Raw genomic sequence first — 25,687 nt, forward strand, 5'->3', positions numbered from 1 at the left:
AACGGCTCGCACCCTCCCGCCTTGATTTCAGATCTCTCGAACGGCCATCAGTTTTCGAAGCGCTTGCCGACGTTTTCGACCGTATCCTTCGTCACGAGCTGGGCACGCGTGTCGAGATTGGCCGCCGCGATACCGCGATCGATCTGCAGATAAAGCTGCATGACAGGCCAGAAGCCCTGCAGGAAGGGCTGCTGACCCAGCGAGCCGGTCAGATTCCCGGAGGCGATGCCCTCCTGCTGTGCCGGACCGAGGTCGAAACCGTAAGCGCAAAACTTGCCGGTCCGCCCTATCTGGGCGACTGCCTTGACGAGCGGCGGCGTGAAGACGTTGTTGGCCGTAAACGCGCCGACTACGTCGCCACGCGACTCGAAGAGCGAAACAAGTGCGTTGACAGGGTCGTTCGGGTTCGTGTCGATACCGACGTTCTCCGGACCAGCGTCAACCTTGAAGGCGTCGAGCTTGCCCGCGGCCTTCAACGTCTTGACAATCGCATTGAATGCAGAGGTGACACGGTTGTTCACCTCGATGTTGCCCATCGCTGTGGAGGAAGGCAGCACGATCGAGCCGCTTGTCGCACCACTGGCAATCACGCAATTTGCGAGCGCCTCACCGCCGATTGCTGCGGCTGATGCGTCCTGGCCGGTGTGGCTGATTGCGTTTCGGTGCAGTATGGTGGCGTCGAACGAGTTGGTCGTTGCGATCGGGATGCCAGCCGCCTCGGCGGCCTTGACGATGTCGTTGTAGGCGCCGACCTGTGGCGTCGTCATAATGATCCCGTCGATGGTCGGATCCTGGACGATCTGGTTGAGGATCTCGATTTCGCGGGCGGGATCATCTACCGGTGATTCCGAACCGAGCAGAAGGATCTTGGCGCCGATCATGTTCCCGGCGACAGTTGCGCCGACATAAACAGGGTCAAAAAAGCCGTTGCCCGCTGTGTGTGTCACAACCGCGAAAGTCAAATGACCGTCAGCGGAATGGAAATTCTTCGTGCCGGTGGCCTCCTTGGCTGCTTCAGCGAAGTTGTAGCCTCCAACTGCTTTCTCGACGCTGCCTGATTGCGCATTTGCATGCAAGACGCCGAGCGATAATACCGCGGCCGATGCCGTGAACAGCAAAATCCGGTCCATGATTGGTCCTCCCTTGAAACCAAGGGTGGAAAGCCGTCGGGGTGCAGTCTGTCGAGAGTGCCGAAGGCTTCCTCCCATCGCAGATAATCCGCGCAATTTTGGTATATGTAAACGGCAAACCATTCGTGCTTACGAATTTGCTGGCGTTAGAAGGGACCTGAGATGCATATGATTTGGCGTCGCCCTTTTTCATCTTGGGGTTGTTGCGCTCTCGACCTGACCCGTTGAGGCCATGGATGCTTTTTGATCAATTTACTTGGCCTAAAAAACAATCATCGATCGCTGGATCCGGAGAGCCTATGCGTCCTGCGCATAGGTGAGATGAGGGATTATCGCTGTTTTAAACCGATTGAAACCCCTATATTCCAATCATCGAAACGACGCCGGAGCCAAGAACGGTTGCTGACGTCAGAAGCCCTCAGGAAAGGGGATTATCATGAACGTCGCACGCTCTTTCAACAACTGGCGCAAGTTCCGTCAGACCGTTAACGAACTTGGCCGCATGTCCAGCCGCGAACTGCAGGACCTCGGCATCGACCGCGCCGATATCCGTAGCGTTGCCCGCGCATCGATCGCGCGTTAATCGCACAGCATCCAGTTCTGAGACTGCTCGACGCCCGCTGATGACGCGGGCGTTTTTGCGTCCGCCTCTTGGTCCGGGATCGGTTGGCCATCGTTCCATCGCTCCGCCGTCTGACCGAGCAAGTCCCGGATCGAACGAATGCGCGCCGTCGACCAGTTGGCGGTCTCGTGGATCGCCTCAAGCATGTAGAGTATATCCCAGGTCCTCCCAGGCAGATCTCTCCACACGACGAGCAGCCGATCATAGCAGGCGCGGTTGTTGCCGATTATGTAGCGCTGAGAACGACGACCGGGATGTCGAGCAAGCCCTTATCGACAAGACAGACATGGCTCAGCACCCCCGTTTGGCCGTTGCGATAGCTCTCGTCCGCCTTGAACCGGTGGAGTTCCTCTGCCCATATCGCAACCGTTTTTATTCCCAGTTGTTTGCGGCGCGGAAAACGCGGATAGCAACTTCAGGACGGTTGGCGACGAGAGCCGCACGTGGCGTACGTGTCGTGGCGGACGGCAATCTGGACCTCTTCGCGGAGGCGAGAACCATTGTTGTTCGGCGCGATTTTCTTAAATCCCTGACCCGTCGAACTGCTGGGCGTCGCTGCCTTCCCAGGGTGAGGGCATCGAGAGGCGATTGAAGTTGGCCGAGGGCATCGGCATCCAACATTTTAATTCCGGCTCAGCATATTCGATGATGTGCCCGGGTGAGGAATCAGACGCGCGCCAGCCTTCTCCTCCGAACTGATCGCCATTCGACCAGTACGCAAGGTCAACTTCTGCCGGCCCTTGTTCGGACTGGCGGATCGTGACCAGGATCCGACTACCATCTTTCGGTGCGCTTGCCATGTGGCGCCAGCGGTCTGGCTCGTCCATCGTTTTTCCTCCTGCCTTGCAGGTTGCCACTGTCGCCTCGCCATCGAAAGCGGTCAACTCAATCTTTGCAGAACCATCACTCTATCGAGGGACTACCGATCGCGAACTCCTCGTCGAAGAGGGCGGGCTCCGGAGCCAGCCCGAATGCTGATAGTTCTTCGAAGATCCGGTGAAAGCGATTGTTCTGCGGCGTCGCCGTACGCAGGGTTTCGCGGTCGCCGCGCAAAACGATCGCGACCCGTGGGGAAAGGTTGTTCATGGGTGAACTCCGAACGTCAGGCTATCGGCCAGCCCGACAAGCGCGCTTGCCCGCCAAGACGGTCAGCAGGCCCTTGAAGCGGAACACCGCAACAACGGCAGCGGCGTCAGCAGGGCACTGCATTGCGAACCACACGGCAAGGTTCAGGATGATCCCGACCACCGCAGCGGTAATCGCCGCTAGCGCCGCAGAAAGTGTCTCGTTGCGACGCAGTGACTCCATGAACGGCGTGGCGAGCAATATCCAGAGGAAGCAAGGGACAAAGTCACCCAGTTCGTCAACAACCCGCCCAGGGTTCCGGCAAGCAGTGGCGACACTGCGCCCGGCGCTCGGTAGGCGCCCATGAACCCGAGGAACTACAGAAGACCAACAAGCGCTGCTTCAGACTGCATCGGCGATGATCGCGGCACCCGAAGGCGGCAGCGAACAGTCCGAGATCGGCCATGCCGTCAGAGGTACTTCGTGATCGTCTTGAACTCGTCGATGGACTGTCGCTTGTCGCGGGGGAGGGCGCCGACCGTCTCCTCAAGGCAGTGATCGAGATGGTCCTGGATGAGCGTCCGCTTTGCGTTCACGATAGCCTTCTCGACGGCAGAGAGCTGCTGCGCGATGTCGAGGCAGGGCTTGCCGCTTTCGATCATGGCAATGACGCTCTTCAGGTGGCCCTCCGCCCGCTTGAGGCGCTTGACGATCTCAGGATGGGTGGCGTGGGTGTGCGGTTCGGTCATCGTATCCATGTTCTCGATCCCTCCAAGGGGGCGGCCCGACCTTACGCCGACGGCCGCCGATCCGGCAAGTCAGTGATGATGGCCTTCCGGCTCTTCCATTCTGAAGGGAAGGTCGTCGATCTCGACACCCGCCATAAGCTTCAATGTGGCGTCGAACTCGTGGGGTTCTGCCGGAGCATTTGTACTGACCAGAGCATGGTGATCCGTCGGTGAAGGAAGAAGCGGCAGCCGTTCGACACTGCCTTCTCGGCCGATCTCGACCACTGCCTCGAGGCCTTTGACATGCTTCGAGATCGAGAGCCGCATGCGCTCGCCTTCGGGAGTGTCGACAATCTCCAGGAATCCGGTCGCCAATCGGGAACTGACCGTGAATGGTGCTGGCGCGTGATGGTGGCCGTGAGTAGCCGGACCTGTCGGCGCAACGCCCTGATCGTCGAATTGAATGGTGGCGGTTCCAAGCGAGGGGAGATGACCTTGCAGTTCTCGGCGAAGGTCGGATGCGATGACGTTCGCCTCCGACAGTGTCTTTGACGGATCCACTGCGATCACAACATCAGCATGGAGCTTGTGGCCAAGCCACCGCGCCTTCACGTCCACGACCTGCTTGATCCCCTGTACATGTTCGGCCGCGTGATGGATTTCGTCCGTGATGCCCGGCTCGACACCGTCGAGGCTCCGCGTGACGACCGCCCGCGCAGACTGCCATACGATGCCTAAGATCGCGAGCGTGATCAGCAGGCCGATAATGGGATCCGCCAGTGGGAAGCCAAGCCATACGCCCAGCGCGCCGAGCACGACGGCAAGGCTGGTCAGGCCGTCCGTGCGGGCATGATAGCCGTCCGCGATTAAGGCGGCGCTGTTCATTTCGCGTCCAACCTTGATGCGGAAGACCGCGACGGCCTCGTTGCCGATGAAGCCGATGATCCCCGCTGCGGCGACCGCTGCGAGCTGCGTAATTGACTGCGGATTGATCAGGCGGTCGATCGCCTCGTAGCCCGCGACGAGCGCACTGAAGAGAATGATGAGAACGATGATGAGACCAGCGTAGTCTTCGACCCTACCGAGACCGTAGTTGAAGGTCCTCGTGGCGGCCCGGCGGGCGAGCGAAAACGCGATCCAGAGCGGGATGGCCGTTGCGGCGTCGCCGACGTTGTGGATCGCATCTGCGAGCAGCGCCACACTGCCCGAAGAGAAGACGACGACAAGCTGCAGCCCTGCGGTGACCACAAGGATCAAAAAGGACCACTTGATGGCCCAGATACCGCGCTGGGAGGAGGCAATGCTCGGATCGACCACGCCGTGCGTGTGGCCGTGGCCGCGAGCGTCTCCGTGAGAGTGACTGTGGGACCCGTGGCCATGGGATTGGCCCGCTGGGCCGAAGCCCAGCCATTCTTTGATGCTGGCGAACATTGCATACCTCTTGCGATGGAAGTAAATACCTATCCCCCTGGAGGGGATAGGTCAAGTTGCTCGCTTTTGCGCGGTGTCGCCGAGGACAGCGGTTGTCATAGAGGCGGCGTTCGACGGAAACCATGCGGGTTTTGGCGCAACCGGGCCAACGCCACGGTCACCGTGACCCGACCGACGGCGCCTACACCGCCATTCAAGCAGATGATGGGATCGCTGGGTACGCGTCTTGGGAGGCGGACCTTCCCTTCACGGCTTCAGCATGTCGCTGTCGGTGGCACTTCCTGCTTGCGGACCTATCCTTCTGGGCTTCAGTCCTTTAGGGGCTCGCCCAGCGTATGCATCAGGCGGTTCGCCCAGCCGAAAATGGCAGACGACAGAACAAGATCCAGGGATTCAAGTTCGGAAAGACCGACATCGGCTAGATCCTGCGCGTCAGCTTGCGTCGCTCCCGGCGGGGTGATCGAAAGATGTGCGGAGAAGTCAAAGATGGCTTGAAGGTGCTCGTCGAGTTCCGCGTCTAGTTCATCGGCGAAGATCGTGTCGATCACGTCGGTTCGCTTCGTATAGTTGATGAACCGGGACGCATGGACGGCGGCACAGTAGACACAGCGGTTGACGACGGACGCGGCCGTGGCGCCCAGCTCGCGTTCGCCCAGTGACAGTCCGTCCTTCCCGTACATGATGAGGTTGAACAGGGGAGAGCGGACCGCAAGCGATTCCGGGTCATGTGCGAGCGTCAGGACGTATGTCGAGATGCCCCTGTCGGAGGGGGTGACCTGCATCGCTTCGCGCTGTTCCTCGGTCGCGGTCTCAAGATCGACCGGAACGACGTAAGGCTGCCAGCGTGGAACCGTGGTGGTGAAGCTGTGGACGACTTCGCTCATTGTCTTGCTCCGATCAGCGCCAGACCTGCGATGACGCGCACCTGGTAGTTCACGAAGGCGGCCAGCTCCGAAAGCCGGACGATGTCGGCATCGGCAACACCCATGCTTCGCAATGATTCGATGTGGCCACGGGTAGACTCGCGCGGCGCGACCGTCAGTCGGTCGGCGTGACGGACGATCTCGGCGGTACGCCCGTCGTCCACGTTCGCGCCGGGTTGCGCGAGCAATGCCGTCGCATCTTCCGCCGCGCGTTCCACTAGGCCGTCGTAGTGCCCTGCAAGCGCTTCATTGCCATTGTGCCGGGCCATACGCGCGGCAAGAGCTGCTCGCAGGCCATGGGACAGGCCGCCCGGATCACGGGGAAGAAGAACGGCGTCGTGCGCGGCCTCGCTCAGACGCAGGATCTCCGCACGCTTCTCCACGGCTTCGGCAAGCGCCGAGCCAGGCCTGACGGCGGCAAGGGTTTCAATCAGTGTCAAAAGAGGCTCCTTTGAATTTCGCTGGAGAGCACCAGGTAGGTCTACGGTCGGCCATGTTAATCTAGCATGAGGTGCGGATTTCCATGCGAAATAATTATCTATTCTCCAGTGGTTTTATAGAAAACCCATGCTTACAAAACATGAGGGACAATGGTTGATGTCATTTATGCATAGCAACTCGATCGACATTCGACAGCTTGAAGCCTTCGCGGCGGTGATGTCCGCAGGTAGTGTCACCGGAGCGGCGCGCTTGCTCGGGCGTTCGCAACCCGCAGTCACCCGCCAGATACAGGATCTGGAGGCCGATCTCGGCTACGCACTTCTTCATAGAAGCAGCGGGCGCATTCAGCCTACCTCGCGCGGCCTGCGCTTCCATGCCGAGGTCGAACGTCACCTTGCCAGCCTCACCCACATCCGCGAGCGGGCGGCGGCAATCGGCCGTGACGAGCCGTCGACGCTGACCGTCGCAGCGACGCCGTCACTCGCTGCAGGGATCCTGCCGCAGGCGCTGGCAGCCGTCCCGGCGGATCTCATCCCCCGTCATCTCCACGTGCAGGCGCTGGCGGCGGAGAATGTCGTGCAGGCAGTGGTCGCCCGTTCGGCGGATCTGGGAATTTCGAGCCTTCCACTCGAACATCCCGGCCTCGAGATTCATTGGATCGCGGAAGCTCCCTGCGTCGTCGCCATCGGCGCTGACGATCCTCTGGCTGCGGACGAAGTCGTGCGCCTGGCGGATCTAGCCGATCGCCGCATCATCACACTGGCCAATCCTTATCGTCTCCGTCATCGCATCGACGAGGCCCTGGAACGAGTTGGGGTCGCTCCGGAGCGTATCATCGACGTGAATGCTTCGCTGACAGCGCTCTCGCTTGTCCGTGCCGGACTGGGTGTTGCCATTGTCGAGCCTGCCACTGTCTGCGGCGTGCCGTTGGACGGGATCGTGATGCGCACGGTCGATCAAACCATTCCCTTTCTGTTTGGTGCGATCTCCGCTGCGGCACTGCCACTCACGCCGACGGTTTCCGCCGTGATCGACGCCGCGCGCGCGAAGGCCTTGGCAATGCCCGGCTGCCGTCTGCTGGAGACGAACGGCACGGATGCGCTGGCAGACACTGTCTATGGGCAAACCATCATTTCTGAAGGAACGTCCACATGAGCGACCTTTTCACACCTCCGGACAATCTGGACACTCTCGAGGAGCGCCTGCGCCAGGACCTCTCGTGGCTGGAACTACCTGCCAAGGCGTGGGTTCCCGCTCGTGAAGCTGATGGCCAGCCCGTCGTCGACGTCGTCATCATCGGCGGCGGCATGGCAGGACTCGTGGCGTCAGGGATGCTGAAGCGCCTTGGCGTCGCCAACCATGTCGTCCTCGACAAGGCGCCCGCTGGTCAGGAAGGGCCGTGGGTCACGTTTGCCCGGATGCGGACCCTTCGCTCTCCCAAGCAACTCACCGGTCCCGCCATGGGACTTCCTGCTCTCACGTTCCGGGCCTATTACGAAGCGCGCTTCGGCCGCGAGGCATGGACGGCCCTCGACCGCGCTCCCCGCGAAATCTGGATGGACTATCTGATCTGGTACCGGAAGGTGCTTGAGCTGCCTGTACGGAACGGCGTTTCGGTTGATGCGATCCTCCCGCGCGAGGATGGGATGCTTGACCTTGTGTGCAGTCAGGATGGCGCCAAGGAAACGATCGTCGCCCGTCACGTCGTGCTGGCGACCGGGCGAGACGGCCTTGGTGGGCCTTTCGTTCCTGCGATCGCGGAAGGCATCGACCGCAGGTTCTGGGCGCACACCGCTGACGAAATTGACTTTTCGGCGCTTTCCTGCAAGCGGGTCGGTGTGGTCGGTGCGGGCGCGTCGGCGATGGACAATGCCGCCACGGCTCTCGAAGCTGGTGCAGCGCGTCTCGACATGTTCGTACGCCGCAAGGAGCTGCCGCGGATCAACAAGTTCACTGGCATCGGCAGCCAGGGCGTCGTCCATGGCTTCGCCGGGCTGCCGGACGAATGGAAGTGGCGCTTCCTGGACTATGCCATGGGCCAGCAGACGCCGCCGCCTCGACCCAGCGTGCTGCGCGTCAGTTCCTTCGAGCAGGCTCACCTTCATCTTGAAAGCCCGATCACCGACCTGCGGCAAGACGGCGACCACGTCGTGGTGACGACCCCGAGAGCCAGCTATCCTGTCGACTTCCTGATCTTCGGAACTGGCTTCAAGATCGACCTGACCAATCGGCCGGAACTCGCCGCCTTCGAACCCCATATCCGCCTCTGGCGCGACCGCTTCCCGACGCCCGACGGTATGGCGAACGGAGAACTTGAAGGTTCGCCCGATCTCGGCGACGCATTCGAGTTCCTCGAAAGGGCGCGGGATTCCTGCCCGACACTCGCAAAGATCCACTGCTTCAATTTTCCGGCGACGCTGAGCCATGGCAAGCTCACGGGCGACATCCCGGCGATCAGCGAAGGTGCCGATCGCCTGGCGCGTGGGATCGTCAGATCGCTTTTCGTCGCTGACCGCGAGAAGCACTTCGAAAACCTCCAGGCCTTCGACACGCCGGAACTCCTCGGCGACGAGTGGTTCGACGCAGAGACGGAAGCGCTTCCCGAACTATCTTCCGAAAGGACCTGAGACCCGAAATGCTTGAGATCAAGAACCTAAAGCTGTCGTACGGTAGCACCCAGATCCTGAACGGTGTCGATCTCTCGGTGAAGCGAGGAGACGTGGTTTCGATCATCGGACCGAGCGGGACCGGCAAGACGACGCTGCTGAAGTGCATCAACCACCTGGTGAAGCCAGCATCCGGAACGATCGCATTCGACGACATCAGGATGGACTTCGCGCGCCCGGACAAGGTGGCAGTGCAGGCAATTCGTCTGCGTACCGCGATGGTGTTCCAGCAGTTCAACGTCTTCAAGAACATGACGGTCATCCAGAACGTCATGGATCCGCTTGTGGTCGTGCAGGGCAAGTCCAAGGACGAAGCCCGCGCCATCGCGTTGCAAGAGCTCGAGCGGGTAGGGCTTTTGGACAAGCTCGACAACTATCCGTCCCAACTTTCCGGCGGCCAGCTCCAGAGAACGGGCATTGCCCGTGCTCTGGCAGTCAAGCCCGACGTGATGCTCTTCGACGAGCCCACGTCGTCGCTTGATCCCGAGCTCGTGAACGAGGTTCTGAAGGTGATCAAGGACGTCACTTCCTCCGGAATCACCTCGCTTCTCGTCACCCACGAGATGCAGTTCGCGAAGAACATCTCGAACCGCATCGTCTTCATGGACCGGGGTGTCGTCGCAGCCGACGGCAGTCCGACCGAGATCTTCGATACGCCTTCGAACCCACGACTTGCCCAGTTCCTCAGTTCAGAACGTGTGATTCAATAGAGAAAGGATGCCAGAAATGACTTCTTCGAGAACTCTTTCCCGTCGCGGCTTCGGCCTTGCCGTCGCCAGCGTTTCCATCGCTCTCGCAACCGCGGGCGCTTCCTATGCGCAGGATGCTGTGCGGACGATCAAGATCGCCACCGCAGCGGAATCCAAGCCGCTCTCGTGGGGCGCCATCGGCGTCGAGCCGCAGGGCTACGAGCCTGACGTTCTCAAGGCGATCAATGCCAAGCTTCCCCAGTACAAGTTCGTGATGGAAGGCGCTGCCGACATCGCGCAGGAGACGGGTCTTGCGACTGGCAAATACGATATCGCGACCGGAGGCTACTACCGTGCGCCCGCGCGCGAAAAGCAGTTCCTCATTCCAGAAGCGCCGATCGGCGCCAGCCTGATCAAGATCTACAGCCGCAAGGACAGCGGTATCAAGGAAATGAAGGATCTCGTGGGCAAGAAGATCGTGCCTGTGACGGCTGGCGGCGGCATCTACAAGTTCGCCACCGCATGGCAGGAAAAGAACCCCGACTACAAGATTGAGGTCACGGCTTCGAGCGCGGGTATTCCGTATCCGGATAGGCTGAAGGAAGTCGAGAACGGAAAGTACGATGCGCTCGTCCTGCCATCCAACCTCGGCGAGCAGACGGTGATCGATGAACAGAAGCTCAACGTCCAGGCCAGCGAGCCCGTCGCGATCAACAACACATTCGTGCTCATTCACCGATCCGAGGAAAACCAGGCCTTGTCCGATGGCATCGACAAGGCTCTGAAGGAACTCAAGGCTGACGGCACGCTCGCCAAACTTTCGCAGAAGTGGTTCGGCGAGGACATCACCACATACATGAAGTAGCGCCGGGCTTTGAAGCCGGCGACCAGGCCCAGGACTGAAAGAAGGAGTGTTCCGACGTGGACCTATCCATAATGATCCCCGAGCTGCTCTCGGCATTGCCGCTGACGCTTGCGATCACGTTCACGGCCATGGTCGCCGGCTTCGTGCTGGCATTGATTGCGACGACGTTCCGGGTGCGCAGGAGCCCTGTGATAAGCCAGTTGGCTGACCTATACGTATCCTACGCCCGGAGCGTCCCCGTCGTCCTTCAACTGTTCGTCGCCTTCTACGGTCTTCCGGTGCTTGTCGGCGTGTTCGGCATCGACGACTTCGTCTCGCCGACGATCGCTGCCATGCTGGGCCTCAGTCTCTATCACGGCGGATACCTGTCGGAGGTCATGCGTCCGGCCTACCTCGCCGTCGAGCGCGGGCAGCACGATGCAGCGGACAGTCTTGGCTACACGTTCCGACAGAAGCTGGTGCGTGTCGTTGCTCCGCAGGCCGTCCACATTGCGCTGCCCGGTTATGGCAACTCGATCATCTACCTCATCCACAACGTGGCCCTGGTCATGTACATCGGCGCCGCCGACGTGATGGCGACCGCCCACCTCGTAATGGAGCGGGATTACAACCAGTACCAGTTCGAGACCTACCTCGTGCTCGCAGTGCTCTACTCCGTCCTCTGCCTCGTCGCCTGGGCCGTCGTGCGGTTCTTCGAGCGCCGCTCCGGACGATATGCTCCGGGCGACAAGACCGTCGGCGCTCCGCTGATGGCAAGCGTATGATCGAGGAGAGAAATCAACATGTTCGATAGCGAAGTCCTTCTCCCCGATCTCTACGAAATCCTCGGCGCCGTCCCACTGACGCTCACGATGGCGCTTGCGATCTTCGTCCTGTCGACGATCGTCGGCAGCCTGTTCGCCATGATCGAGTACCGGAAGATACCCGTGCTCCGCCAGCTCGTCGTCGCCTACAAGGTCGCCTTCAAGGGGGTGCCGATGGTGATCGTCATCTTCCTCGCCTATTACGGTCTTCCATCGACGCTGCAGTTCCTCGCTGCGCTCGTCGGCGTGGAGTACAACGGTCATTCGACGCCGAACTGGGTGACGCTCATCGTGGCCCTGACGGCCTGCGTTGCTGCCTTCCAGGCGGAAGTCGTAAAGGGCGCCCTGAACTCGTTTGATACCGGGCAGGCGGACGCCGCGTATTCGCTCGGCTATAAGAAGAGCCAGCTCTTCCGTCGGGTCATGCTCCCGCAGGTGATCGTCGCCGCGATCCCGGACCTCGCCAACTCGTTCATGGTGATCATGAAGGCACTGTCGCTCGGATTTGCGATCGAAGTGGTCGACATCTTCGCGCAATCTCAATTGACCGCGGCGCTTAACTTCTACTACCTTGAAGCCTTCCTAGTCGCCGTCGTGATTTACATGATGATTGCTTATGCCGTCACGCAAATCGCGGATAGGACAGAGCGTGCACTGCGAGTGCGGTCCTGATCCTCAAGTAAAGTCGTCATAGCAGCCCAATCTGCGGGAGCTCGATAGATTGCCCGCAGCAGGCAGTGCCAGCCTTTTCCTCGGTCAGCCATCTGTCTCGCGGCTTGCAGCTCGAAGGGCGGGCGGAGAGAGCGATTTCGAAGGGACCCGTCCTTCAGGAGAGGTGATCCCGCAGTACAGCGCCATCGGCCTTTCGCCGTTGCTAACTTCGGTGGAGCTTCGCCGACGCCAGCCCGCGTACTGACCAAAGTTTGTATTCAAATTTTGGTCAGTATCAGGCCGATCCAGGCTATGCCAAAGCAAGGTCGTCATTCCATTTCCGGAACTCGAGCACCGAGGAGCGCTCTGTGCCAAGGCTCTTTTTCAAATGATCGACCAGGAAAGCGTCAGCTCTTCCCGATGGCGAAGAGGGAACGCGTTGGGATACCCGAAGGCAAAGCCGAAGTCCGACATGCTTCTCCTTGGGTTACTTGGCGACATCGGCCTGGAGTTCGTCCGTATTCAGGTATTTCGGTCCTTCGGTCATGGCGTTCGTTTCCAGTTCGAAAACTGCGCGTAGGCACGTGGTCTCGTCGATATAGACAGCCCGTCGATGGCTCGACGTCGGTGATGCCGTGGCGCGTCTCACGGCTGTTGCCCATGGGCACTGGGGCTTGTGCTGCTCGTCGGCGTCGGTTTCGGGTCGTCGCCTTGGAGCGCCATTGAGTGCGGCGTCTTGTGCATCTTTTTGAGTCTTCGCGCGTTTCTACCTCACTAAACGGGAGCGCATCATGCACAAACGCGAACTCGGAACAGGCAATGGCTACGTGTGTTGTGACGACCAAGGTCGCTTTGAGGGAAGTATGGCGTCGTCACCTTGCTGGGCGCCACAACAGGGCGAAGATTGGTGAAGCCTTGCGGCTGCGACCGCCACGCCACGAACAAGGCATTGAGGAGAAGGTGATGAGTGATTTTCGTGCCAAAGGCCTCAAGGGAAAGGAACTCGCTTCGGTTCTACAGGAGATCCAAGAACCGCTTCTCGACGAGGCTGGCGACACCCCGGAGGAGGATGATCTCGAGGCTGCCCAGCACGAAGTCGCTTGGCTTCGCAAGGAAGTCGCCGATCTTCGGGAGAGGGTTTTCCTCGGCCTTGAAGAGCCGGTCGACGTCCCCTTGGCGAAGGTGGAGAACGATCCCTGGAGCCGTATTGCGGCGGTCGTCGCTGCTGCCATCGTATTCGCTCAGATCGTCGGACAACTTCGTCTGAGTACGCGGGGTACTGCAAAGATCGCAACAAAAGGCGAACGCCGGCGGCTCCAGCAAAGGTAACGCCCGTGGAATTAGGCGACTTTCCCGCGGCATCGGTATCCTGCCAGCTTCACATGATGCCATATCCGACCGCGCTGAAGGCAGAGTTCTGATACTTCTGTGGGGGTCCATCCGGCTACCGGAAACAAGCTATCTCTACGAAGCTCGTTTCGATGGCGGTCGACCACCTGCAGGCTCTCGGCTGCACTAGCGTCGTGCTGCATTCTTCCGATGCCGGGCAGGGCGTCTACGCTAGCTGGGGTTCGAACTCGCCCACGAGATGCGGTTGAAGTTTCCCAAATAGATTTGGCCGGCAACTCAAAGGCGACCACTTGGATGGACTATAGGGAACGAGCAGAGAACGGGTAGAGATTTGCTGGCAAAGCTTCATCCCGAAGCCGTTCCCAGTGGACAGTCCTGGGCGACCTGCTGCAGCATTTTTCATACAGTCGGCCCAGTCAGTGCAACGAATAGCTGTCGTCGGGGAGAGCGTGGATTTCGCAGGGGAACTCATTCCATGGCCGACCGAGCGGCAGCCAGCAAAGTCCACCGGCCGCCGCTCCCTTCGAGCGTCCGCCGCCACGGCTCAAGAAGGTACCCAACAATACTCCCCCAGGAATGGAAACGACATCGGGGTGGTGGAATGAACTCGCCTGTGTCGCAAAATTATCGCTTACCTTCTGTCCCCTGGAAGGCGACGGCGGCAAGTAATGTTGAGATCACAAGGCTTTCGCTTGGGGATATCCTGTGCAGAAGCTGTGGATGGCCGGTGAACAAAGGGGTAGAAAGCATTCTCGACTTGCAGCAGTTCTACCAACGGGGCTTGCGTCAGCGAAACGAATCCGATGTCGTAGCCATGTCGGGGGACGGCCTCCGCCGCAAACGTCGCTGTCCTCGACCATGGGCGCTCCGACATGATGTCATGGAGCGCCCTTGTCGTTTGGACGGGTGACCAGCGGTGCGACGCCGCCTTCGGTCGACCAAGTGAAGGCGGTCTGCGGCGTCTCGAAGAAGAAGCTCCTGTCTTCAAATGCGGTCTGCCTGTTCAGGATCGAAGACCTTCTGAAGCCGGAAGAAATACCGCCGCTCATCGCCGTCTACACACATCATCCCCGCGATTTGGTCGTCATCGATCCGCCGGAAGTAGTCGACGATCGGCTGCCGGTCGTAGACCATCGCCGCAGTCTCCTCGCCGTCCACCCCGAATAGGTTCACGCTGGCCGTCGTATCTTGGGCGCGGAATGCCTTATGGAGATACGAAAATGACTTCCGCAGGGTGAAAGTGCGCCCGACCGGGGCGAGGCGAATCGCCAGCCTGATGGGAAAGAATACAGGCTCTATGGGAACGAGCTGACCCGGAGGCCATTGGAACAAGAGGGCGTCGGCACTGAGATCAGGATAGATGCGCTTCCCGAACCACTGTAGGTTCTCCAGCACGCCGTCGAGCGGATGTCCGGCGGGTATGCCGGTGCCGCGCCACAGGCCGACCGTCTCCTCAGGAGGCACTGGGGCCAACGACCGGAACCACTTTGTTCGCGCTCTCTGCAGATCGATCCCCAAGCTATGTTTCCTCTCGGCACGCCGAAGTCCAGAGAAGCTCAGCCCTGCTCCATGCAGCTTCACAGGCGCCGCACGGTCAAAACTTCCCTTTCGATCGCACAGCCGGCATCCTACTTCGATAATCTCCAGGCGGACATCTTTCAAAGTGTGGCCGCCGCCGTTGTCGGGCGGTCGTGCCAATGGGTTCTCCGGAACACACGGCGGGGGTAAAATTCATAGCAAGGTTGCCGAGGCCAAAAATTTTTTCAACGAGTGACGTCGGCTTGGCGTTCTTGGCTACCGAATTGATTCATCTTGCTAATCTTTCGATTCACTAATTCTCAGGAATGGATTCCTGTTTTCGCGCCATCTTGACGCCGAGAGCGATAAGGAACAAAAAGGGAACAGCAAAGTTTCAACGACATGATCTCGTAGTGTTCAACGCGATTTCGGAAGGATTCGTGACCGATGTCGGCTGCCCGCGAGCTAGCCTTAGCCGATCTACGCGAACGCATCGCGACCCTGGAAGGCGGCGTCGCCAAGCGGAAGAGCTGTTTGCCGTTCGGCGTACGGGAGATCGACAGCGTCCTTCCCGGCGGCGGTCTCTCCCATGGCGCGCTCCACGAGTTCGCCGGAGGTGGATCGGGAACCGTCGATGGCGCCGCTGCCGCCCTGTTCGTCGCTGGAATAGCCGCCCGCACGAAGGGCAAGGTTGTCTGGTGTCTGACGCGTCCGGATCTGTTCTTCCCGGCGCTGGCGCAGGCAGGCCTCCATCCCAACCGCGTGATCTTCGTCGAAGCCGACAAGGAGGAGGACGTCTTGGCGAGCATGGAGGAGGCGCTCGGCTATGGCGGCCTGGGTGCGGTGGTTGGCGAGCTCGTCCGGCTGCCGATGACGGCTTCCCGCCGCCTGCAGTTGGCCGCCGAGAAAACCGGAACGATGGGCATAGTGGTCCGGCGTTGGCGCAGACAGACCGAGGCGAATGACTTCGGTCAGCCGACAGCGTCGATGACGCGATGGAGGGTAAGTGTCCTTCCGAGCGAGGAGCTTCCTGTTCCCGGTGTAGGCCGGGCGCGGTGGCTTCTGGAGTTGATGCGGTCGCGTGCGGGCGAGTGTGCTGAGTTTTGCGTAGGAGCATGTGATGACAAGGGTCGTATCTATATATCTTCCCGATCTGGCAACGGACAGGATCAGACGGGCCGATCCCGCGATACCGGCTGAACAGGCGATCGCTGTGATTTCGAAGAGCGGTTCCAAGCGCTGGGTGTCGGCCGCAGACGCCGCGGCGAAGAAGGCGGGCGTCCGCGTAGGGATCGCGGCCGCGAAGGCACAGGCGCTCTTCCAAGGCCTTCTGATGATCGATGCTGATCCGACTGCGGACGCCGAGGCGTTGGAGCGCATAACACTGTGGGCGCTTACGCAGTACTCACCGTTGGTCGCTGCCGACGGCGAGGATGGTATTGTCATGGACACCGAGGGTGCGGACCATCTCCAGGGGGGCGAGGGGCCGATGCTGACGGGCATCGCCAACCGCTTCCGCTCGAAGGGTCTCACCGCACGTGTCGCCATCGCCGATACATGGGGCGCAGCGAGCGCCTGCGCCCGTGCGATTACGCGCGAGACCGTGATCGTCCCCAGGAGTGAAACCGTCCGGGCCGTCGAGCGGCTTCCTATCGCTCTGCTGCGGTTGCCTCCCAAGATCGTAGGCGACCTGCGCACGCTAGGCTTCCAGAGCATCGGCGAGCTCGCGAATACTGCCCGCGCGCCGCTGACGCTGCGTTTCGGCCCTGAGGTCGGACGACGCCTCGACCAGATCTTCGGGCGGGTCTCCGAGCCTATCGACCCAATCCGCAGTCCTGAATTGATCGAAGTCAACCGGTCGTTCGCCGAGCCCAWCGGCGCGGCGGAGACTATCAACAAGTATGTCGGCAGGCTGGTCGTCGAGCTCGTCCATGAGCTCCAGCGCAAAGGCCTTGGCGTCCGCCGTACCGACCTCATCGTCGAGAAGGTCGACGGTACCCGGCAGGCCATCAGGGCGGGAACCGCAAAGCCTGCGCGGGACGTCGCCTGGCTGACGAAGCTCTTCAGGGACCGGACCGAGAAGATCGAACCCGGCTTCGGCATCGAGAAGTTGTCGCTCGTCGCCGTCATGTCGCAGCCGTTGGAAGAGACGCAGAGGACGTCCTCGCTTGTCGAAGACGAAAGCGAAGACATCACGCCCCTTATCGATATTTTCGGCAACAGGGGCCAGCGCGTCTACCGCATCGCCCCTGTGGCGTCAGACGTTCCCGAACGCAGCGTCCAGCGCATCGCCGCATCCGCGGAAGACGTCGCAGAAACGTGGACCCACGAATGGAAGCGGCCGGTCCGGCTGCTCGACCGACCCGACCCCGTTGAAGTCATGGCGTTGATGCCCGACCATCCCCCGGTTGCCTTCACCTGGCGTGGCAAGCGGCGTCGCGTGAAATGTGCCGACGGTCCCGAACGCGTGTTCGGCGAGTGGTGGGTGCGCAGCTCCGAACTCGAAGCGGTCCGGGACTACTTCGTGGTGGAAGACGACACAGGCGAACGCTTCTGGCTCTTCCGCTCCGGCGACGGCGTCGACACCGCGACCGGTTCTCACAAATGGTTCATGCATGGGATATTCGCATGAGATACGCGGAGCTCCAGACCACCACCCACTTTTCGTTCCTGCGTGGTGCCAGCTCGGCGGACGAGCTGTTCGCTACGGCCAAGGAACTCGGCATAGAGGCGATCGGCGTCGTCGACCGCAACTCGCTTGCGGGGATCGTCCGCGCTTTGGAAGCGTCCCGCGCCACGGGCGTCCGGCTGGTTGTCGGCTGCCGTCTCGATCTAACAGATGGGATGTCCATCCTGGTCTATCCCACGGACCGTGCCGCATACTCCCGGCTCACACGGCTGTTGACGCTCGGCAAGGGCCGGGGCGGGAAGGGTAACTGCATCCTGTCGCTGGACGACGCAGCGCTCTATGCCGAGGGGCTGATTGCAGTCCTCGTCCCCGATCTTCCCGACGAAGCTTGCGCCGTCCAGCTCCGCAAGCTCGCCGACATCTTCGGCGACCGCGCATACGTCGCCCTGTCGCTGCGGCGTCGCCCGAACGACCAGATGCGGCTCCACGAGTTGTCGAACCTTGCAGTCAAGCACAAGATGCGAACCGTCGTCACCAACGACGTCCTGTTTCACGAACCCGGACGCCGCCAGCTCCAGGACGTCGTCACCTGCATTCGGGAGCACACGACCATCGACGACGTCGGCTTTCGGCGAGAGCGCCACGCCGACCGATATCTGAAACCCCCGGAGGAGATGGAGCGTCTGTTCCCGCGCTATCGGGAAGCTTTGGCGAGGACGATGGAGATCGTCGATCGCTGCAGGTTTTCGCTCGAGGAACTGACCTATCAGTATCCGGAGGAGGCAATCATCCCCGGAAAGAGCGCGCAGGAATCTCTTGAGCATTATGTCAGGGAATGCATCCCGAACAGGTATCCAGAAGGGCTGCCTCCGGATGTGCTGAAGACCGTCCGGCACGAGCTCGATCTCATCAAGGCCATGAAGTATGCACCGTATTTCCTGACGGTGTTCTCCATCGTCCGCTTCGCGCGGTCGCAGGGAATCCTTTGTCAGGGCAGGGGGTCGGCGGCGAACTCGGCGGTCTGTTATATTCTCGGCGTCACGAGCATCGACCCGTCGGCCAACGATCTCCTCTTCGAACGTTTCGTCTCGCAGGAACGCGACGAGCCGCCGGACATTGATGTCGATTTCGAACATGAGCGACGGGAAGAGGTGATCCAATGGATCTACAAGACCTACACGCATCAGAAGGCGGCACTCTGCGCAACTGTCTCCCGCTACCGCGCGAAGGGCGCGATCCGCGACGTGGGCAAGGCGCTCGGTCTGCCGGAGGATCTTATCAAGGCGCTCTCATCGGGCATGTGGTCATGGTCGGACGAGGTCAGCGACCGGAACGTCAAGGAGCTGAACCTCAATCCCGACGATCGACGGCTCGTTTTGACGTTGAAGCTCGCCCAACAATTGATGGGCGCTCCGCGTCACCTCGGCCAGCACCCCGGCGGTTTCGTCCTCACCCACGATCGCCTCGACGATCTCGTTCCCATCGAGCCGGCTTCCATGGTCGACCGCCAAATTATCGAGTGGGATAAAGACGACGTCGAGGCTCTAAAATTCATGAAGGTGGACATCCTGGCGCTCGGCATGCTGACCTGCATGTCCAAGGCCTTCGACCTCATTCGAGAGCACAAGGATGACGATCTTGATCTTGCATCCATCAGGCAAGAGGATCCAGCGACGTATGCAATGATCCGCAAGGCCGATACTTTAGGCACGTTCCAAATTGAATCCCGTGCCCAGATGGCCATGCTGCCCCGCCTGAAGCCTCGCACTTTCTACGATCTTGTCGTGCAGGTGGCCATCGTTCGACCGGGGCCGATTCAGGGCGACATGGTGCATCCATACCTCAGGAGGCGGGAAGGCAAGGAAAAGGTCGAATACCCGACGCCCGAACTGGAGGCCGTCCTTGGAAAGACGCTCGGCGTCCCGCTCTTCCAGGAGTCCGCGATGCGCGTTGCGATGGTCTGCGCCGGCTTCACCGGAGGCGAGGCCGATCAACTCCGCAAGTCCATGGCGACATTCAAATTCACCGGTGGCGTCTCCCGCTTCAAGGACAAGCTTGTCAGCGGCATGGTGAAGAACGGCTACACGACCGAATTCGCCGAGAAGACATTCAGCCAGCTCGAGGGTTTCGGCAGCTACGGCTTCCCGGAGTCCCACGCCGCGTCGTTCGCCCTGATCGCGTACGCGTCCAACTTCGTCAAATGCCACCATCCCGACGCATTCTGTGCCGCGCTCCTGAACAGCCAGCCGATGGGCTTCTATGCCCCGGCGCAGATCGTTGGCGACGCCCGGAACCATGGCGTCGAAATCCGACCGGTCTGCGTCAACCGATCGAGATGGGACTGCACCCTTGAACGGATCGGAAATAGGGAGCGCCATGCCGTCCGGCTTGGTATGCGGCTGGTCAAGGGACTGGCGGTCGCCGATGCCGCGCGGATCGTCGCAGCCCGCATGGGTTCAGAGTTCGACAGCGTCGACGATATGTGGCGGCGATCCGGAGTTCCGGCGGCATCGCTCGTCGAACTGGCCGAGGCAGATGCTTTCCTCCCATCCCTGAAGCTTGAGCGTCGTGACGCGCTCTGGGCGATTAAGGCTCTACGGGACGAGCCCCTTCCATTGTTTGCGGCCGCGGCAGAACGCGAGATGAGGACGATCGCAGAGCAGCAGGAGCCGGAGGTTGAACTTCGGCAAATGACCGAGGGTCACAACGTGGTCGAGGACTACGGCCACACAGGGTTGACTCTTCGCGAGCATCCGATCGCCTTCCTTCGTCGAGATCTCGCTCAAAGGAACATCGCCACCTGCCACGAGGCGATGAGCGCGCGCGATGGCCGCTGGTTGATGACTGCCGGTCTGGTGCTGGTGCGTCAGAAGCCGGGCAGTGCGAAAGGCGTCATGTTCCTTACGATCGAAGACGAAACCGGCCCGGCCAACGTGGTCGTCTGGCCGTCATTGTTTGAGAAGCGCCGTCGCGTCGTCCTGGGGGCATCGATGATGGCGATCAACGGGAAGATCCAACGCGAGGGCGACGTCGTCCATTTGGTCGCCCAGCAGCTCTTCGATCTGTCGGGCGACCTGTCTGGGCTGGCAGATCGCGACATCGACTTCAAGTTGCCGACAGGCAGGGGGGACGAGTTTGCGCACGGGTCGCCGGGAAGTCCGGATTCGAGGGATCGGGCAGCGCCACCCAAGCCGAGGGACATCTTCGTTCCTGATCTCCACATCGACACCTTGAAGGTGAAGAGCCGCAATTTCCATTGATGATCGTGGTTCTTCCTTCGGTCGGATCCTTAAATGTCGTTGACCAATACAATGTCGCGGATGACCAGGACCTGGCGAGCCGTTGGAGCGCAAGCTGTGAAACCGAAAGCCCTTGGAACCTTCGCTTGGCTGTTGACGACTCTGTCGTTGCCCCGAGCCGGATTTCGGATCGGCGCCGGGCGCGAAGTGTCGTCGATCTCGCGAGGATAGCGCACGACTGCTTGATGAGGCGACCGGGGCCGGACGAAGCCACGCTCGTGGAACCAACAAGCTCCATGAGGGTTACCGGTCTGGTTGCACGGCACCGTACGCCGGGCGGCCACCCACAACCACATTCAGGGGAGTTCAAATGGAAAACGTCGGTATCGGCTGGATAGCCGCAATCATCGTAGGCGGCCTTGCAGGTTGGCTGGCCGAGATGTTCATGAAGAGCAACATGGGGGTGTTGATGAACATCCTCCTCGGGATCGTTGGCGCGATCGTCGCGAACTTCATCCTGTCTCTCTTCGGCGTCGTCCTCGGCGGATGGCTGGGATATCTCATTGCGGGCTTCGTCGGCGCGTGCATTCTGATCGCTCTCGCGAGAATGGTCAGACGTACGGCCTGAAGTAAGGAAGGCGGCCTCGCATATGATGCCGCCTTCCCTTCCCTTCTTGCTTCAGCGCGTCGCACCCCACACGTAGGCGAGGGCGGCCACGATCCCAACGGCCGTCAATGGCCTATCCCGGACGCGCTGTTCGATATCACTCCAGAACGACTGCGCCTCAGCCTTGGCGACGCGTACGGCACCCGACGCGATCTCGCCTGCGGATTCCGACAGTCTTGCCGTCTCCCTGCGCAGTGCACGGACTTCGTCGTGATCGACGCGGTCGTCGTCTTTGTCGGTCAACCTGGCCGACCGCAAGGCGCTGTCGACAAGGGGAAAGCTTTCGTCGGCACTGTCGCGGACACGTTCCGCCTCGTCGACGTCGGTACGGCCCGCAGGAACCGCAGTGTGCGTGGCGGACACTGGGTCGGATGCAGGGAAGGTGTCCTCAAGTCCTTTGTCGAGAGTGCCTTTTCGGCTCGCTTCGCGCTGCGAGGCCTGCTCGTTGAGCATTGATTGCACTGCGGGCGACTTTGCTGGGTCTGGCATGGGTTTCCTCCGGTTACTGCAAAGAAATCCCCGCCGGCCCGGTAAGTTCCCTCAGGCCTCCTTCTTGTTCAGGATTCGCAGCGTCCGGATCTGGTCAGCCAGTGCGAGAAACGCCGGCGCCACTATCTTGTCGGTCATCCCTTCGATGGTCGGGCCCGCATGAATCGAAAAGTACTGGTGGTCGCGGACGAGCGGCTGCTGCTGATGGCAACCGCCGACCTAGTCGAGGCCGCCCTTCGAAGCCCGCAAGGCGCGCAGCGCGGCCGAGACCTGTGTGTGCCCGATCATCCAGCGGCAGTCGACATCGAAAGCGGCTGAAGGCTGCGTGAGCGGTCCGCCGGTAAATATCCCATCCATCTTCACCAGGTGTCCGAGACCGGAACTGGCCGCACTTCGGCGCGTTATCATCGCGCCGGGCAAGACCGGACAAGAGAGGTACACATGAGCGGATCCACGTCGAAGTTCTTTTCCAAGTTCGCAACCAACATCGCAGATCTTTCGGGCAAGCCCGCCACCTTTGTCACAGCGGTGGCACTTGTCCTGGTCTGGGCGGCTTCCGGGCCGTTCTTCGGCTACTCGGAGACGTGGCAGCTTGTCATCAATACATCGACCACCATCGTCACGTTCCTGATGGTGTTCGTTCTGCAGAACAGCCAGAACCGTGATGGCAAGGCTCTTCAGGCCAAGCTCGACGAGCTGATCTTAACGTCGCAGGCACAGAACAAGTTCGTGGGCATTGAGAAGCTAGACGAGCAGGAGCTTCGGGACATGAGCAAGACCCTGGCGGAAAAGGCGGCGTGCGTCGAGGACGTCGCGGATGAGAAGGCGGAGAAGAGCGCCGGCGCTCAGGCGTCGGCCTGACTGTTTTTGATCATTTGCTCAATTTCATGCGCCTCGCGCTGTTCGGCGCCGATCAGGTGATTTCTTGCATTGTCGCTCGAGCGAATGAGTTCGTCGACCTTCGCTTGCACCGCGCGCATGTCCCTGTTTTGGGAGTGCTGCATGAGAAGCAGGAGGAACAACGTCATCATCGTCCCGACCATGTTCGTCAAAAGAAACCATTCTTGAGGCAGGTGCAGAAGAGCCCCGACGAAGCACCAGGATGCAGTCACCAGCGAGGCGCCGACGAGAACGTGACGGTGGCCCGCCAGCGCAACGACTAACTCGGACAGGCGCAGGAAGTTTGAACGATCGGCCATTGCCCGGAAATGCGCCATCGGCGGCTGGGTTCCCTCGATCCCAACGAATTAGCCTTTCTATAAACGCCCCAGTCCGATGCACTCGAAGACGGCGTCGTATTTGCAGGCTCGGAGAAGAAGGCAGCTCGTGAAGCGCGACATGGATCGCATGGTCGTTTCCGAAAGTAATTTGCGATCAACTTTGCGATCAACAATGTACGCGCTTCGACGATCGCGTGTCCGGGCCGGCCAATTGCCACGTCGAGCGGAACAACTTGTGCGAACAGAAGTTTGTCACTCTCGACCTTAGCTTCAGAGATCACAAATGACCCGGATCGTATTCGTACACGGCATGTTTCAAAACCCGAAAAGCTGGAGCCATTGGATTCGATTCTTCACCGACAAGGGCTACGATTGCACAGCACCGGCCTGGCCGCTGCATGAAGGCGAACCCGCCCATCTTCGTCAGAACCCGCCCCGCGGCCTGGGTGAGCTGAGCTTCGATGAGATCTATGCGAGGATCGTTGGCGTCGTGACAAGGCTCGACAGGCCCATTGTCGTCGGACACTCGGTCGGCGGTCTGGTCGCCCAGAAGCTTCTCGCGGCGGATCTCGTCTCCGGTGCCGTCGCCATTTCATCCGTCGCGCCCAACGCGATGCTCGACTTCGACTGGGGCTTCATCAAGAACAGTGCGATCATCGCCAATCCCTTCAGGGGCGACGAGCCGGTGTTCATGGACGCCGAGACCTTTCATGGCTCATTCGCAAACACGCTGACCGAGGAACAGGCAGCCGCCGCCTTCGTGGAGACCGCCACGCACGATAGTCGCAACGTCCTTCGCGATTGCATGGGGGCTTCCGGCAAGATCGATCTCTCGCGTCCGCACGCTCCGCTGCTTCTGGTCGCAGCGGAGAAAGACGAGATTATCCCTGCTGACCTCTGCGAGAAGTATTTCAGAGCTTACGAAGACGATGGCAGCGTGACCGCTTTTCAGGAGTTTCCAAGGCGGAGCCACTACATCTGCGGTGAGCCGGGCTGGGAAGAAGTGGCATCGTTCGTTGCAAACTGGCTGCAGCATGTTTTTCCGGCAGGGACACGAGCCGCTGGTGCGTCCGCACCAGACACACCCGCGACGACAAGCGTCTGATCGCAGATGCCTGTGCTCTTCACCCTACACGTCGATCCATCCTTGCCAAGACACCGATGGGGCGTCCGGGCCATGACGCGACTGGCGGCAGTGACCGGCCCTCATTCCCACTTCGACAAAAATCTCACTCAAAAATAGAACGCGCAGAGGAGAACGACATGAAGGCTTTGACTTGGCACGGCAGCGGCGACATTCGTTGTGAAGAAGTGGACGATCCCATCATTCAGGATGACCGCGACGCGATCATCAAGGTGACGAGCTGCGCCATCTGCGGTTCCGATCTACATCTCTATGGCGGCTTTGTTCCAGGCATGCACGCGGGCGACGTGATGGGCCATGAAACCATGGGCGAAGTCGTCGAGGTTGGGCGCGGCAATTCCAAGCTCAAGGTCGGCGACCGTGTCGTCGTGCCTTTCACGATTTCCTGCGGCGAGTGCTCCATGTGTCAGCGAAGCCTTTTTTCCTTGTGCCAGAGGTCGAATCCTTCGGGCGCCAAACAGGCGGAGCAGATCGGCTATCCGACGGCAGGGTTGTTTGGTTATTCGGACATGTATGGTCGCTTTCCCGGCGGTCAGGCACAGTATCTGCGAGTGCCCTTTGCCGATGTCGGGCCGATTAAAGTTCCCGATGGTCTGAGTGACGAGCAGGTGCTCTTTCTCTCTGATATCTTCCCCACCGGTTACATGGCAGCGGAGAACTGTGACATTCAGCCGGGCCAGACGGTCGCCGTGTTTGGCTGCGGACCAGTCGGCCTCTTTGCCATCAAGTCCGCGTTCCTTCTGGGCGCCGAGCGCGTGATCGCAATCGACACCGTACCGGAGCGCCTTGCGCTCGCCCGACAGGGCGGGGCCGAAACGCTCGATTACACCGATGAAGACCTGCAGAAGCGAATTGTGGAGATGACTGGAGGCCAGGGTCCCGATGCGGCCATTGAAGCCGTCGGCATGGAAAGCCACGGAGCGGGCGGCATGATGGAAAGCCTCCAGACCAAGCTTACCTCGACGGAGCGCCCCTATGCCTTGAGCCAAGCAATCCTTGCCTGCCGTCCAGGTGGGACAGTCTCGCTTCCGGGGGTCTTTGTTGGTCCGGCAGTTCCGGCTCCCTTGGGAGCGTTCGTCGGTAAGGGGCTGACGCTGAAAACCGGCCAGACCCATGTACAGCGGTATCTTGAACCACTGATGAAGCTCATCGTCGACGGCAAGATCGATCCGTCGTTCCTGATCACCCATCGCATTGGCCTGGAAGAAGGCCCCGAAGCCTACAAGACCTTCCGTGACAAGGAGGACGGCTGCGTGAAAGTCGTCATTCGCCCCAACGGCTGACAACGAGCGCACTGAACGCAGGGTGAATCAGATGTCCGCAATCGGATGGGCTCGTAACGAAAGGCATGATGGCGCACAGGAAATGTCCGCCCTGCTCGGCCAGGCGGAGCGGCGGTCGAACAGGACGACGACCA

General features: G+C 60.6%; 28 protein-coding genes and 2 pseudogenes. 16 read left to right on the plus strand and 14 right to left on the minus strand.

From position 1 onward, the window contains the following. Positions 1-47: 47 nt before the first annotated feature. Positions 48-1,130: a substrate-binding domain-containing protein gene (locus AC1D2R_RS18620; protein ID WP_477969218.1), complete on the minus strand. Its 1,083-nt coding sequence runs from the start codon at positions 1,128-1,130 to the stop codon at positions 48-50. A 436-nt stretch (positions 1,131-1,566) separates the two neighbouring features. Between AC1D2R_RS18620 and AC1D2R_RS18625 the strand changes: the two genes are divergently transcribed. Further along, positions 1,567-1,713: a DUF1127 domain-containing protein gene (locus tag AC1D2R_RS18625; RefSeq protein WP_080739486.1), complete on the plus strand. Its 147-nt coding sequence runs from the start codon at positions 1,567-1,569 to the stop codon at positions 1,711-1,713. On the opposite strand, the gene AC1D2R_RS18630 is transcribed toward AC1D2R_RS18625, so the two are convergent. The 9 genes and pseudogenes from AC1D2R_RS18630 to AC1D2R_RS18670 form a co-directional block, all read right to left on the minus strand. After that, a complete protein-coding gene (locus AC1D2R_RS18630; RefSeq protein ID WP_477969220.1) occupies positions 1,710-1,898 on the minus strand; it encodes a hypothetical protein in 189 nt (62 codons plus the stop codon). The two genes, AC1D2R_RS18625 and AC1D2R_RS18630, sit on opposite strands and share 4 nt — an antisense overlap. Before the next feature lie 158 nt (positions 1,899-2,056). Continuing rightward, positions 2,057-2,253, minus strand: a pseudogene (locus AC1D2R_RS18635) (biotin carboxylase N-terminal domain-containing protein); the annotation flags it as partial. 20 nt (positions 2,254-2,273) lie between these two features. Continuing rightward, positions 2,274-2,579, minus strand: coding sequence for a hypothetical protein (locus AC1D2R_RS18640; protein ID WP_477969222.1), 306 nt, complete (start codon positions 2,577-2,579; stop codon positions 2,274-2,276). A gap of 76 nt (positions 2,580-2,655) precedes the next feature. Continuing rightward, complete coding sequence (locus tag AC1D2R_RS18645) at positions 2,656-2,838, minus strand: hypothetical protein (protein WP_477969224.1); 183 nt, start codon at positions 2,836-2,838, stop codon at positions 2,656-2,658. Positions 2,839-2,859: 21 nt separating this feature from the next. After that, positions 2,860-3,194: pseudogene (locus AC1D2R_RS18650) on the minus strand (chromate transporter); the annotation flags it as partial. A gap of 93 nt (positions 3,195-3,287) precedes the next feature. Continuing rightward, on the minus strand, positions 3,288-3,566 hold the full coding sequence (locus AC1D2R_RS18655) for a metal-sensing transcriptional repressor (RefSeq protein ID WP_477969411.1): 279 nt from the start codon (positions 3,564-3,566) through the stop codon (positions 3,288-3,290). Between the two features lie 69 nt (positions 3,567-3,635). Further along, a complete protein-coding gene (locus AC1D2R_RS18660) occupies positions 3,636-4,976 on the minus strand; it encodes a cation diffusion facilitator family transporter (RefSeq protein ID WP_477969226.1) in 1,341 nt (446 codons plus the stop codon). A 308-nt stretch (positions 4,977-5,284) separates the two neighbouring features. Next, positions 5,285-5,860, minus strand: coding sequence for a peroxidase-related enzyme (locus AC1D2R_RS18665; protein WP_477969228.1), 576 nt, complete (start codon positions 5,858-5,860; stop codon positions 5,285-5,287). Next, on the minus strand, positions 5,857-6,339 hold the full coding sequence (locus AC1D2R_RS18670; RefSeq protein ID WP_477969230.1) for a CMD domain-containing protein: 483 nt from the start codon (positions 6,337-6,339) through the stop codon (positions 5,857-5,859). Before AC1D2R_RS18670 ends, AC1D2R_RS18665 begins: the two co-directional genes overlap by 4 nt. Positions 6,340-6,496: 157 nt before the next feature. Between AC1D2R_RS18670 and AC1D2R_RS18675 the strand changes: the two genes are divergently transcribed. The 6 genes from AC1D2R_RS18675 to AC1D2R_RS18700 are packed head-to-tail and all read left to right on the plus strand — an operon-like array spanning position 6,497 to position 12,035. Beyond that, complete coding sequence (locus AC1D2R_RS18675; protein ID WP_477969232.1) at positions 6,497-7,495, plus strand: LysR family transcriptional regulator; 999 nt, start codon at positions 6,497-6,499, stop codon at positions 7,493-7,495. Beyond that, the gene (locus AC1D2R_RS18680) at positions 7,492-8,967 is read left to right on the plus strand and encodes an NAD(P)-binding domain-containing protein (RefSeq protein WP_477969234.1); all 1,476 of its coding nucleotides are present in this window, start codon (positions 7,492-7,494) and stop codon (positions 8,965-8,967) included. Before AC1D2R_RS18675 ends, AC1D2R_RS18680 begins: the two co-directional genes overlap by 4 nt. A gap of 8 nt (positions 8,968-8,975) precedes the next feature. Continuing rightward, positions 8,976-9,716, plus strand: a complete 741-nt coding sequence (locus tag AC1D2R_RS18685; protein WP_477969235.1) for an amino acid ABC transporter ATP-binding protein — start codon at positions 8,976-8,978, stop codon at positions 9,714-9,716. Positions 9,717-9,732: 16 nt separating this feature from the next. Beyond that, complete coding sequence (locus AC1D2R_RS18690; protein WP_477969236.1) at positions 9,733-10,560, plus strand: amino acid ABC transporter substrate-binding protein; 828 nt, start codon at positions 9,733-9,735, stop codon at positions 10,558-10,560. Positions 10,561-10,616: 56 nt separating this feature from the next. Next, entirely contained in the window at positions 10,617-11,324 is a 708-nt protein-coding gene (locus tag AC1D2R_RS18695; RefSeq protein WP_477969237.1) for an amino acid ABC transporter permease, read from the plus strand. Between the two features lie 18 nt (positions 11,325-11,342). After that, the gene (locus tag AC1D2R_RS18700) at positions 11,343-12,035 is read left to right on the plus strand and encodes an amino acid ABC transporter permease (RefSeq protein ID WP_477969238.1); all 693 of its coding nucleotides are present in this window, start codon (positions 11,343-11,345) and stop codon (positions 12,033-12,035) included. Positions 12,036-12,501: 466 nt separating this feature from the next. Here AC1D2R_RS18700 and AC1D2R_RS18705 read toward each other — a convergent pair whose 3' ends face one another. Then, positions 12,502-12,663 carry a hypothetical protein gene (locus AC1D2R_RS18705; protein ID WP_477969239.1) on the minus strand — a complete coding sequence of 54 codons (162 nt, stop codon included), beginning with the start codon at positions 12,661-12,663 and terminating at the stop codon, positions 12,502-12,504. A gap of 314 nt (positions 12,664-12,977) precedes the next feature. Here AC1D2R_RS18705 and AC1D2R_RS18710 point away from each other — a divergent pair, with 314 nt between their 5' ends. After that, entirely contained in the window at positions 12,978-13,343 is a 366-nt protein-coding gene (locus tag AC1D2R_RS18710; protein ID WP_477969240.1) for a hypothetical protein, read from the plus strand. A gap of 1,005 nt (positions 13,344-14,348) precedes the next feature. Here the strand turns inward: AC1D2R_RS18710 and AC1D2R_RS18715 are convergent. Beyond that, positions 14,349-14,882, minus strand: a complete 534-nt coding sequence (locus AC1D2R_RS18715) for a DUF4334 domain-containing protein (protein ID WP_477969242.1) — start codon at positions 14,880-14,882, stop codon at positions 14,349-14,351. A gap of 447 nt (positions 14,883-15,329) precedes the next feature. Between AC1D2R_RS18715 and AC1D2R_RS18720 the strand changes: the two genes are divergently transcribed. The 4 genes from AC1D2R_RS18720 to AC1D2R_RS18735 all read left to right on the plus strand — a co-directional run bounded on the left by AC1D2R_RS18720 (position 15,330) and on the right by AC1D2R_RS18735 (position 21,378). Next, a complete protein-coding gene (locus AC1D2R_RS18720) occupies positions 15,330-16,082 on the plus strand; it encodes an ImuA family protein (protein WP_477969244.1) in 753 nt (250 codons plus the stop codon). Next, positions 16,003-17,514 (plus strand): Y-family DNA polymerase, encoded by a 1,512-nt coding sequence (locus tag AC1D2R_RS18725; RefSeq protein WP_477969246.1) that lies wholly within the window; start codon positions 16,003-16,005, stop codon positions 17,512-17,514. The genes AC1D2R_RS18720 and AC1D2R_RS18725 overlap by 80 nt, the downstream gene beginning before the upstream one ends. After that, positions 17,511-20,771, plus strand: a complete 3,261-nt coding sequence (locus tag AC1D2R_RS18730; RefSeq protein ID WP_477969248.1) for an error-prone DNA polymerase — start codon at positions 17,511-17,513, stop codon at positions 20,769-20,771. Before AC1D2R_RS18725 ends, AC1D2R_RS18730 begins: the two co-directional genes overlap by 4 nt. Positions 20,772-21,120: 349 nt before the next feature. Next, positions 21,121-21,378 (plus strand): GlsB/YeaQ/YmgE family stress response membrane protein, encoded by a 258-nt coding sequence (locus AC1D2R_RS18735; protein ID WP_477969250.1) that lies wholly within the window; start codon positions 21,121-21,123, stop codon positions 21,376-21,378. 51 nt (positions 21,379-21,429) lie between these two features. Here AC1D2R_RS18735 and AC1D2R_RS18740 read toward each other — a convergent pair whose 3' ends face one another. Beyond that, positions 21,430-21,906, minus strand: coding sequence for a hypothetical protein (locus tag AC1D2R_RS18740; protein ID WP_477969252.1), 477 nt, complete (start codon positions 21,904-21,906; stop codon positions 21,430-21,432). Between the two features lie 159 nt (positions 21,907-22,065). On the opposite strand from AC1D2R_RS18740, the gene AC1D2R_RS18745 reads away from it, so the two are divergent. Continuing rightward, positions 22,066-22,224 carry a hypothetical protein gene (locus AC1D2R_RS18745; RefSeq protein ID WP_477969254.1) on the plus strand — a complete coding sequence of 53 codons (159 nt, stop codon included), beginning with the start codon at positions 22,066-22,068 and terminating at the stop codon, positions 22,222-22,224. Between the two features lie 123 nt (positions 22,225-22,347). Further along, complete coding sequence (locus AC1D2R_RS18750) at positions 22,348-22,767, plus strand: low affinity iron permease family protein (RefSeq protein ID WP_477969256.1); 420 nt, start codon at positions 22,348-22,350, stop codon at positions 22,765-22,767. Here the strand turns inward: AC1D2R_RS18750 and AC1D2R_RS18755 are convergent. Continuing rightward, the gene (locus AC1D2R_RS18755) at positions 22,752-23,105 is read right to left on the minus strand and encodes a low affinity iron permease family protein (RefSeq protein WP_477969258.1); all 354 of its coding nucleotides are present in this window, start codon (positions 23,103-23,105) and stop codon (positions 22,752-22,754) included. The genes AC1D2R_RS18750 and AC1D2R_RS18755 overlap by 16 nt on opposite strands. A gap of 304 nt (positions 23,106-23,409) precedes the next feature. Here AC1D2R_RS18755 and AC1D2R_RS18760 point away from each other — a divergent pair, with 304 nt between their 5' ends. Both AC1D2R_RS18760 and AC1D2R_RS18765 read left to right on the plus strand, forming a co-directional pair. Further along, a complete protein-coding gene (locus AC1D2R_RS18760; RefSeq protein ID WP_477969260.1) occupies positions 23,410-24,231 on the plus strand; it encodes an alpha/beta hydrolase in 822 nt (273 codons plus the stop codon). Positions 24,232-24,389: 158 nt separating this feature from the next. Continuing rightward, positions 24,390-25,553, plus strand: coding sequence for a zinc-dependent alcohol dehydrogenase (locus tag AC1D2R_RS18765; RefSeq protein ID WP_477969262.1), 1,164 nt, complete (start codon positions 24,390-24,392; stop codon positions 25,551-25,553). Positions 25,554-25,687: the final 134 nt, after the last annotated feature.

It is taken from the genome of Rhizobium sp. P1_C7 (genome assembly GCF_056406295.1).

Bases quoted from the DNA above. Each gene is read 5' to 3' on its own strand.
- AC1D2R_RS18620 (WP_477969218.1), bottom strand. From the start codon at position 1,130: ATGGACCGGATTTTGCTGTTCACGGCATCGGCCGCGGTATTATCGCTC.
- AC1D2R_RS18625 (WP_080739486.1), top strand. From the start codon at position 1,567: ATGAACGTCGCACGCTCTTTCAACAACTGGCGCAAGTTCCGTCAGACC.
- AC1D2R_RS18630 (WP_477969220.1), bottom strand. From the start codon at position 1,898: ATGCTTGAGGCGATCCACGAGACCGCCAACTGGTCGACGGCGCGCATT.
- AC1D2R_RS18640 (WP_477969222.1), bottom strand. From the start codon at position 2,579: ATGGACGAGCCAGACCGCTGGCGCCACATGGCAAGCGCACCGAAAGAT.
- AC1D2R_RS18645 (WP_477969224.1), bottom strand. From the start codon at position 2,838: ATGAACAACCTTTCCCCACGGGTCGCGATCGTTTTGCGCGGCGACCGC.
- AC1D2R_RS18655 (WP_477969411.1), bottom strand. From the start codon at position 3,566: ATGACCGAACCGCACACCCACGCCACCCATCCTGAGATCGTCAAGCGC.
- AC1D2R_RS18660 (WP_477969226.1), bottom strand. From the start codon at position 4,976: ATGTTCGCCAGCATCAAAGAATGGCTGGGCTTCGGCCCAGCGGGCCAA.
- AC1D2R_RS18665 (WP_477969228.1), bottom strand. From the start codon at position 5,860: ATGAGCGAAGTCGTCCACAGCTTCACCACCACGGTTCCACGCTGGCAG.
- AC1D2R_RS18675 (WP_477969232.1), top strand. From the start codon at position 6,497: ATGTCATTTATGCATAGCAACTCGATCGACATTCGACAGCTTGAAGCC.
- AC1D2R_RS18680 (WP_477969234.1), top strand. From the start codon at position 7,492: ATGAGCGACCTTTTCACACCTCCGGACAATCTGGACACTCTCGAGGAG.
- AC1D2R_RS18685 (WP_477969235.1), top strand. From the start codon at position 8,976: ATGCTTGAGATCAAGAACCTAAAGCTGTCGTACGGTAGCACCCAGATC.
- AC1D2R_RS18690 (WP_477969236.1), top strand. From the start codon at position 9,733: ATGACTTCTTCGAGAACTCTTTCCCGTCGCGGCTTCGGCCTTGCCGTC.
- AC1D2R_RS18700 (WP_477969238.1), top strand. From the start codon at position 11,343: ATGTTCGATAGCGAAGTCCTTCTCCCCGATCTCTACGAAATCCTCGGC.
- AC1D2R_RS18710 (WP_477969240.1), top strand. From the start codon at position 12,978: ATGAGTGATTTTCGTGCCAAAGGCCTCAAGGGAAAGGAACTCGCTTCG.
- AC1D2R_RS18720 (WP_477969244.1), top strand. From the start codon at position 15,330: ATGTCGGCTGCCCGCGAGCTAGCCTTAGCCGATCTACGCGAACGCATC.
- AC1D2R_RS18730 (WP_477969248.1), top strand. From the start codon at position 17,511: ATGAGATACGCGGAGCTCCAGACCACCACCCACTTTTCGTTCCTGCGT.
- AC1D2R_RS18735 (WP_477969250.1), top strand. From the start codon at position 21,121: ATGGAAAACGTCGGTATCGGCTGGATAGCCGCAATCATCGTAGGCGGC.
- AC1D2R_RS18740 (WP_477969252.1), bottom strand. From the start codon at position 21,906: ATGCCAGACCCAGCAAAGTCGCCCGCAGTGCAATCAATGCTCAACGAG.
- AC1D2R_RS18745 (WP_477969254.1), top strand. From the start codon at position 22,066: ATGAATCGAAAAGTACTGGTGGTCGCGGACGAGCGGCTGCTGCTGATG.
- AC1D2R_RS18750 (WP_477969256.1), top strand. From the start codon at position 22,348: ATGAGCGGATCCACGTCGAAGTTCTTTTCCAAGTTCGCAACCAACATC.
- AC1D2R_RS18755 (WP_477969258.1), bottom strand. From the start codon at position 23,105: ATGGCCGATCGTTCAAACTTCCTGCGCCTGTCCGAGTTAGTCGTTGCG.
- AC1D2R_RS18760 (WP_477969260.1), top strand. From the start codon at position 23,410: ATGACCCGGATCGTATTCGTACACGGCATGTTTCAAAACCCGAAAAGC.
- AC1D2R_RS18765 (WP_477969262.1), top strand. From the start codon at position 24,390: ATGAAGGCTTTGACTTGGCACGGCAGCGGCGACATTCGTTGTGAAGAA.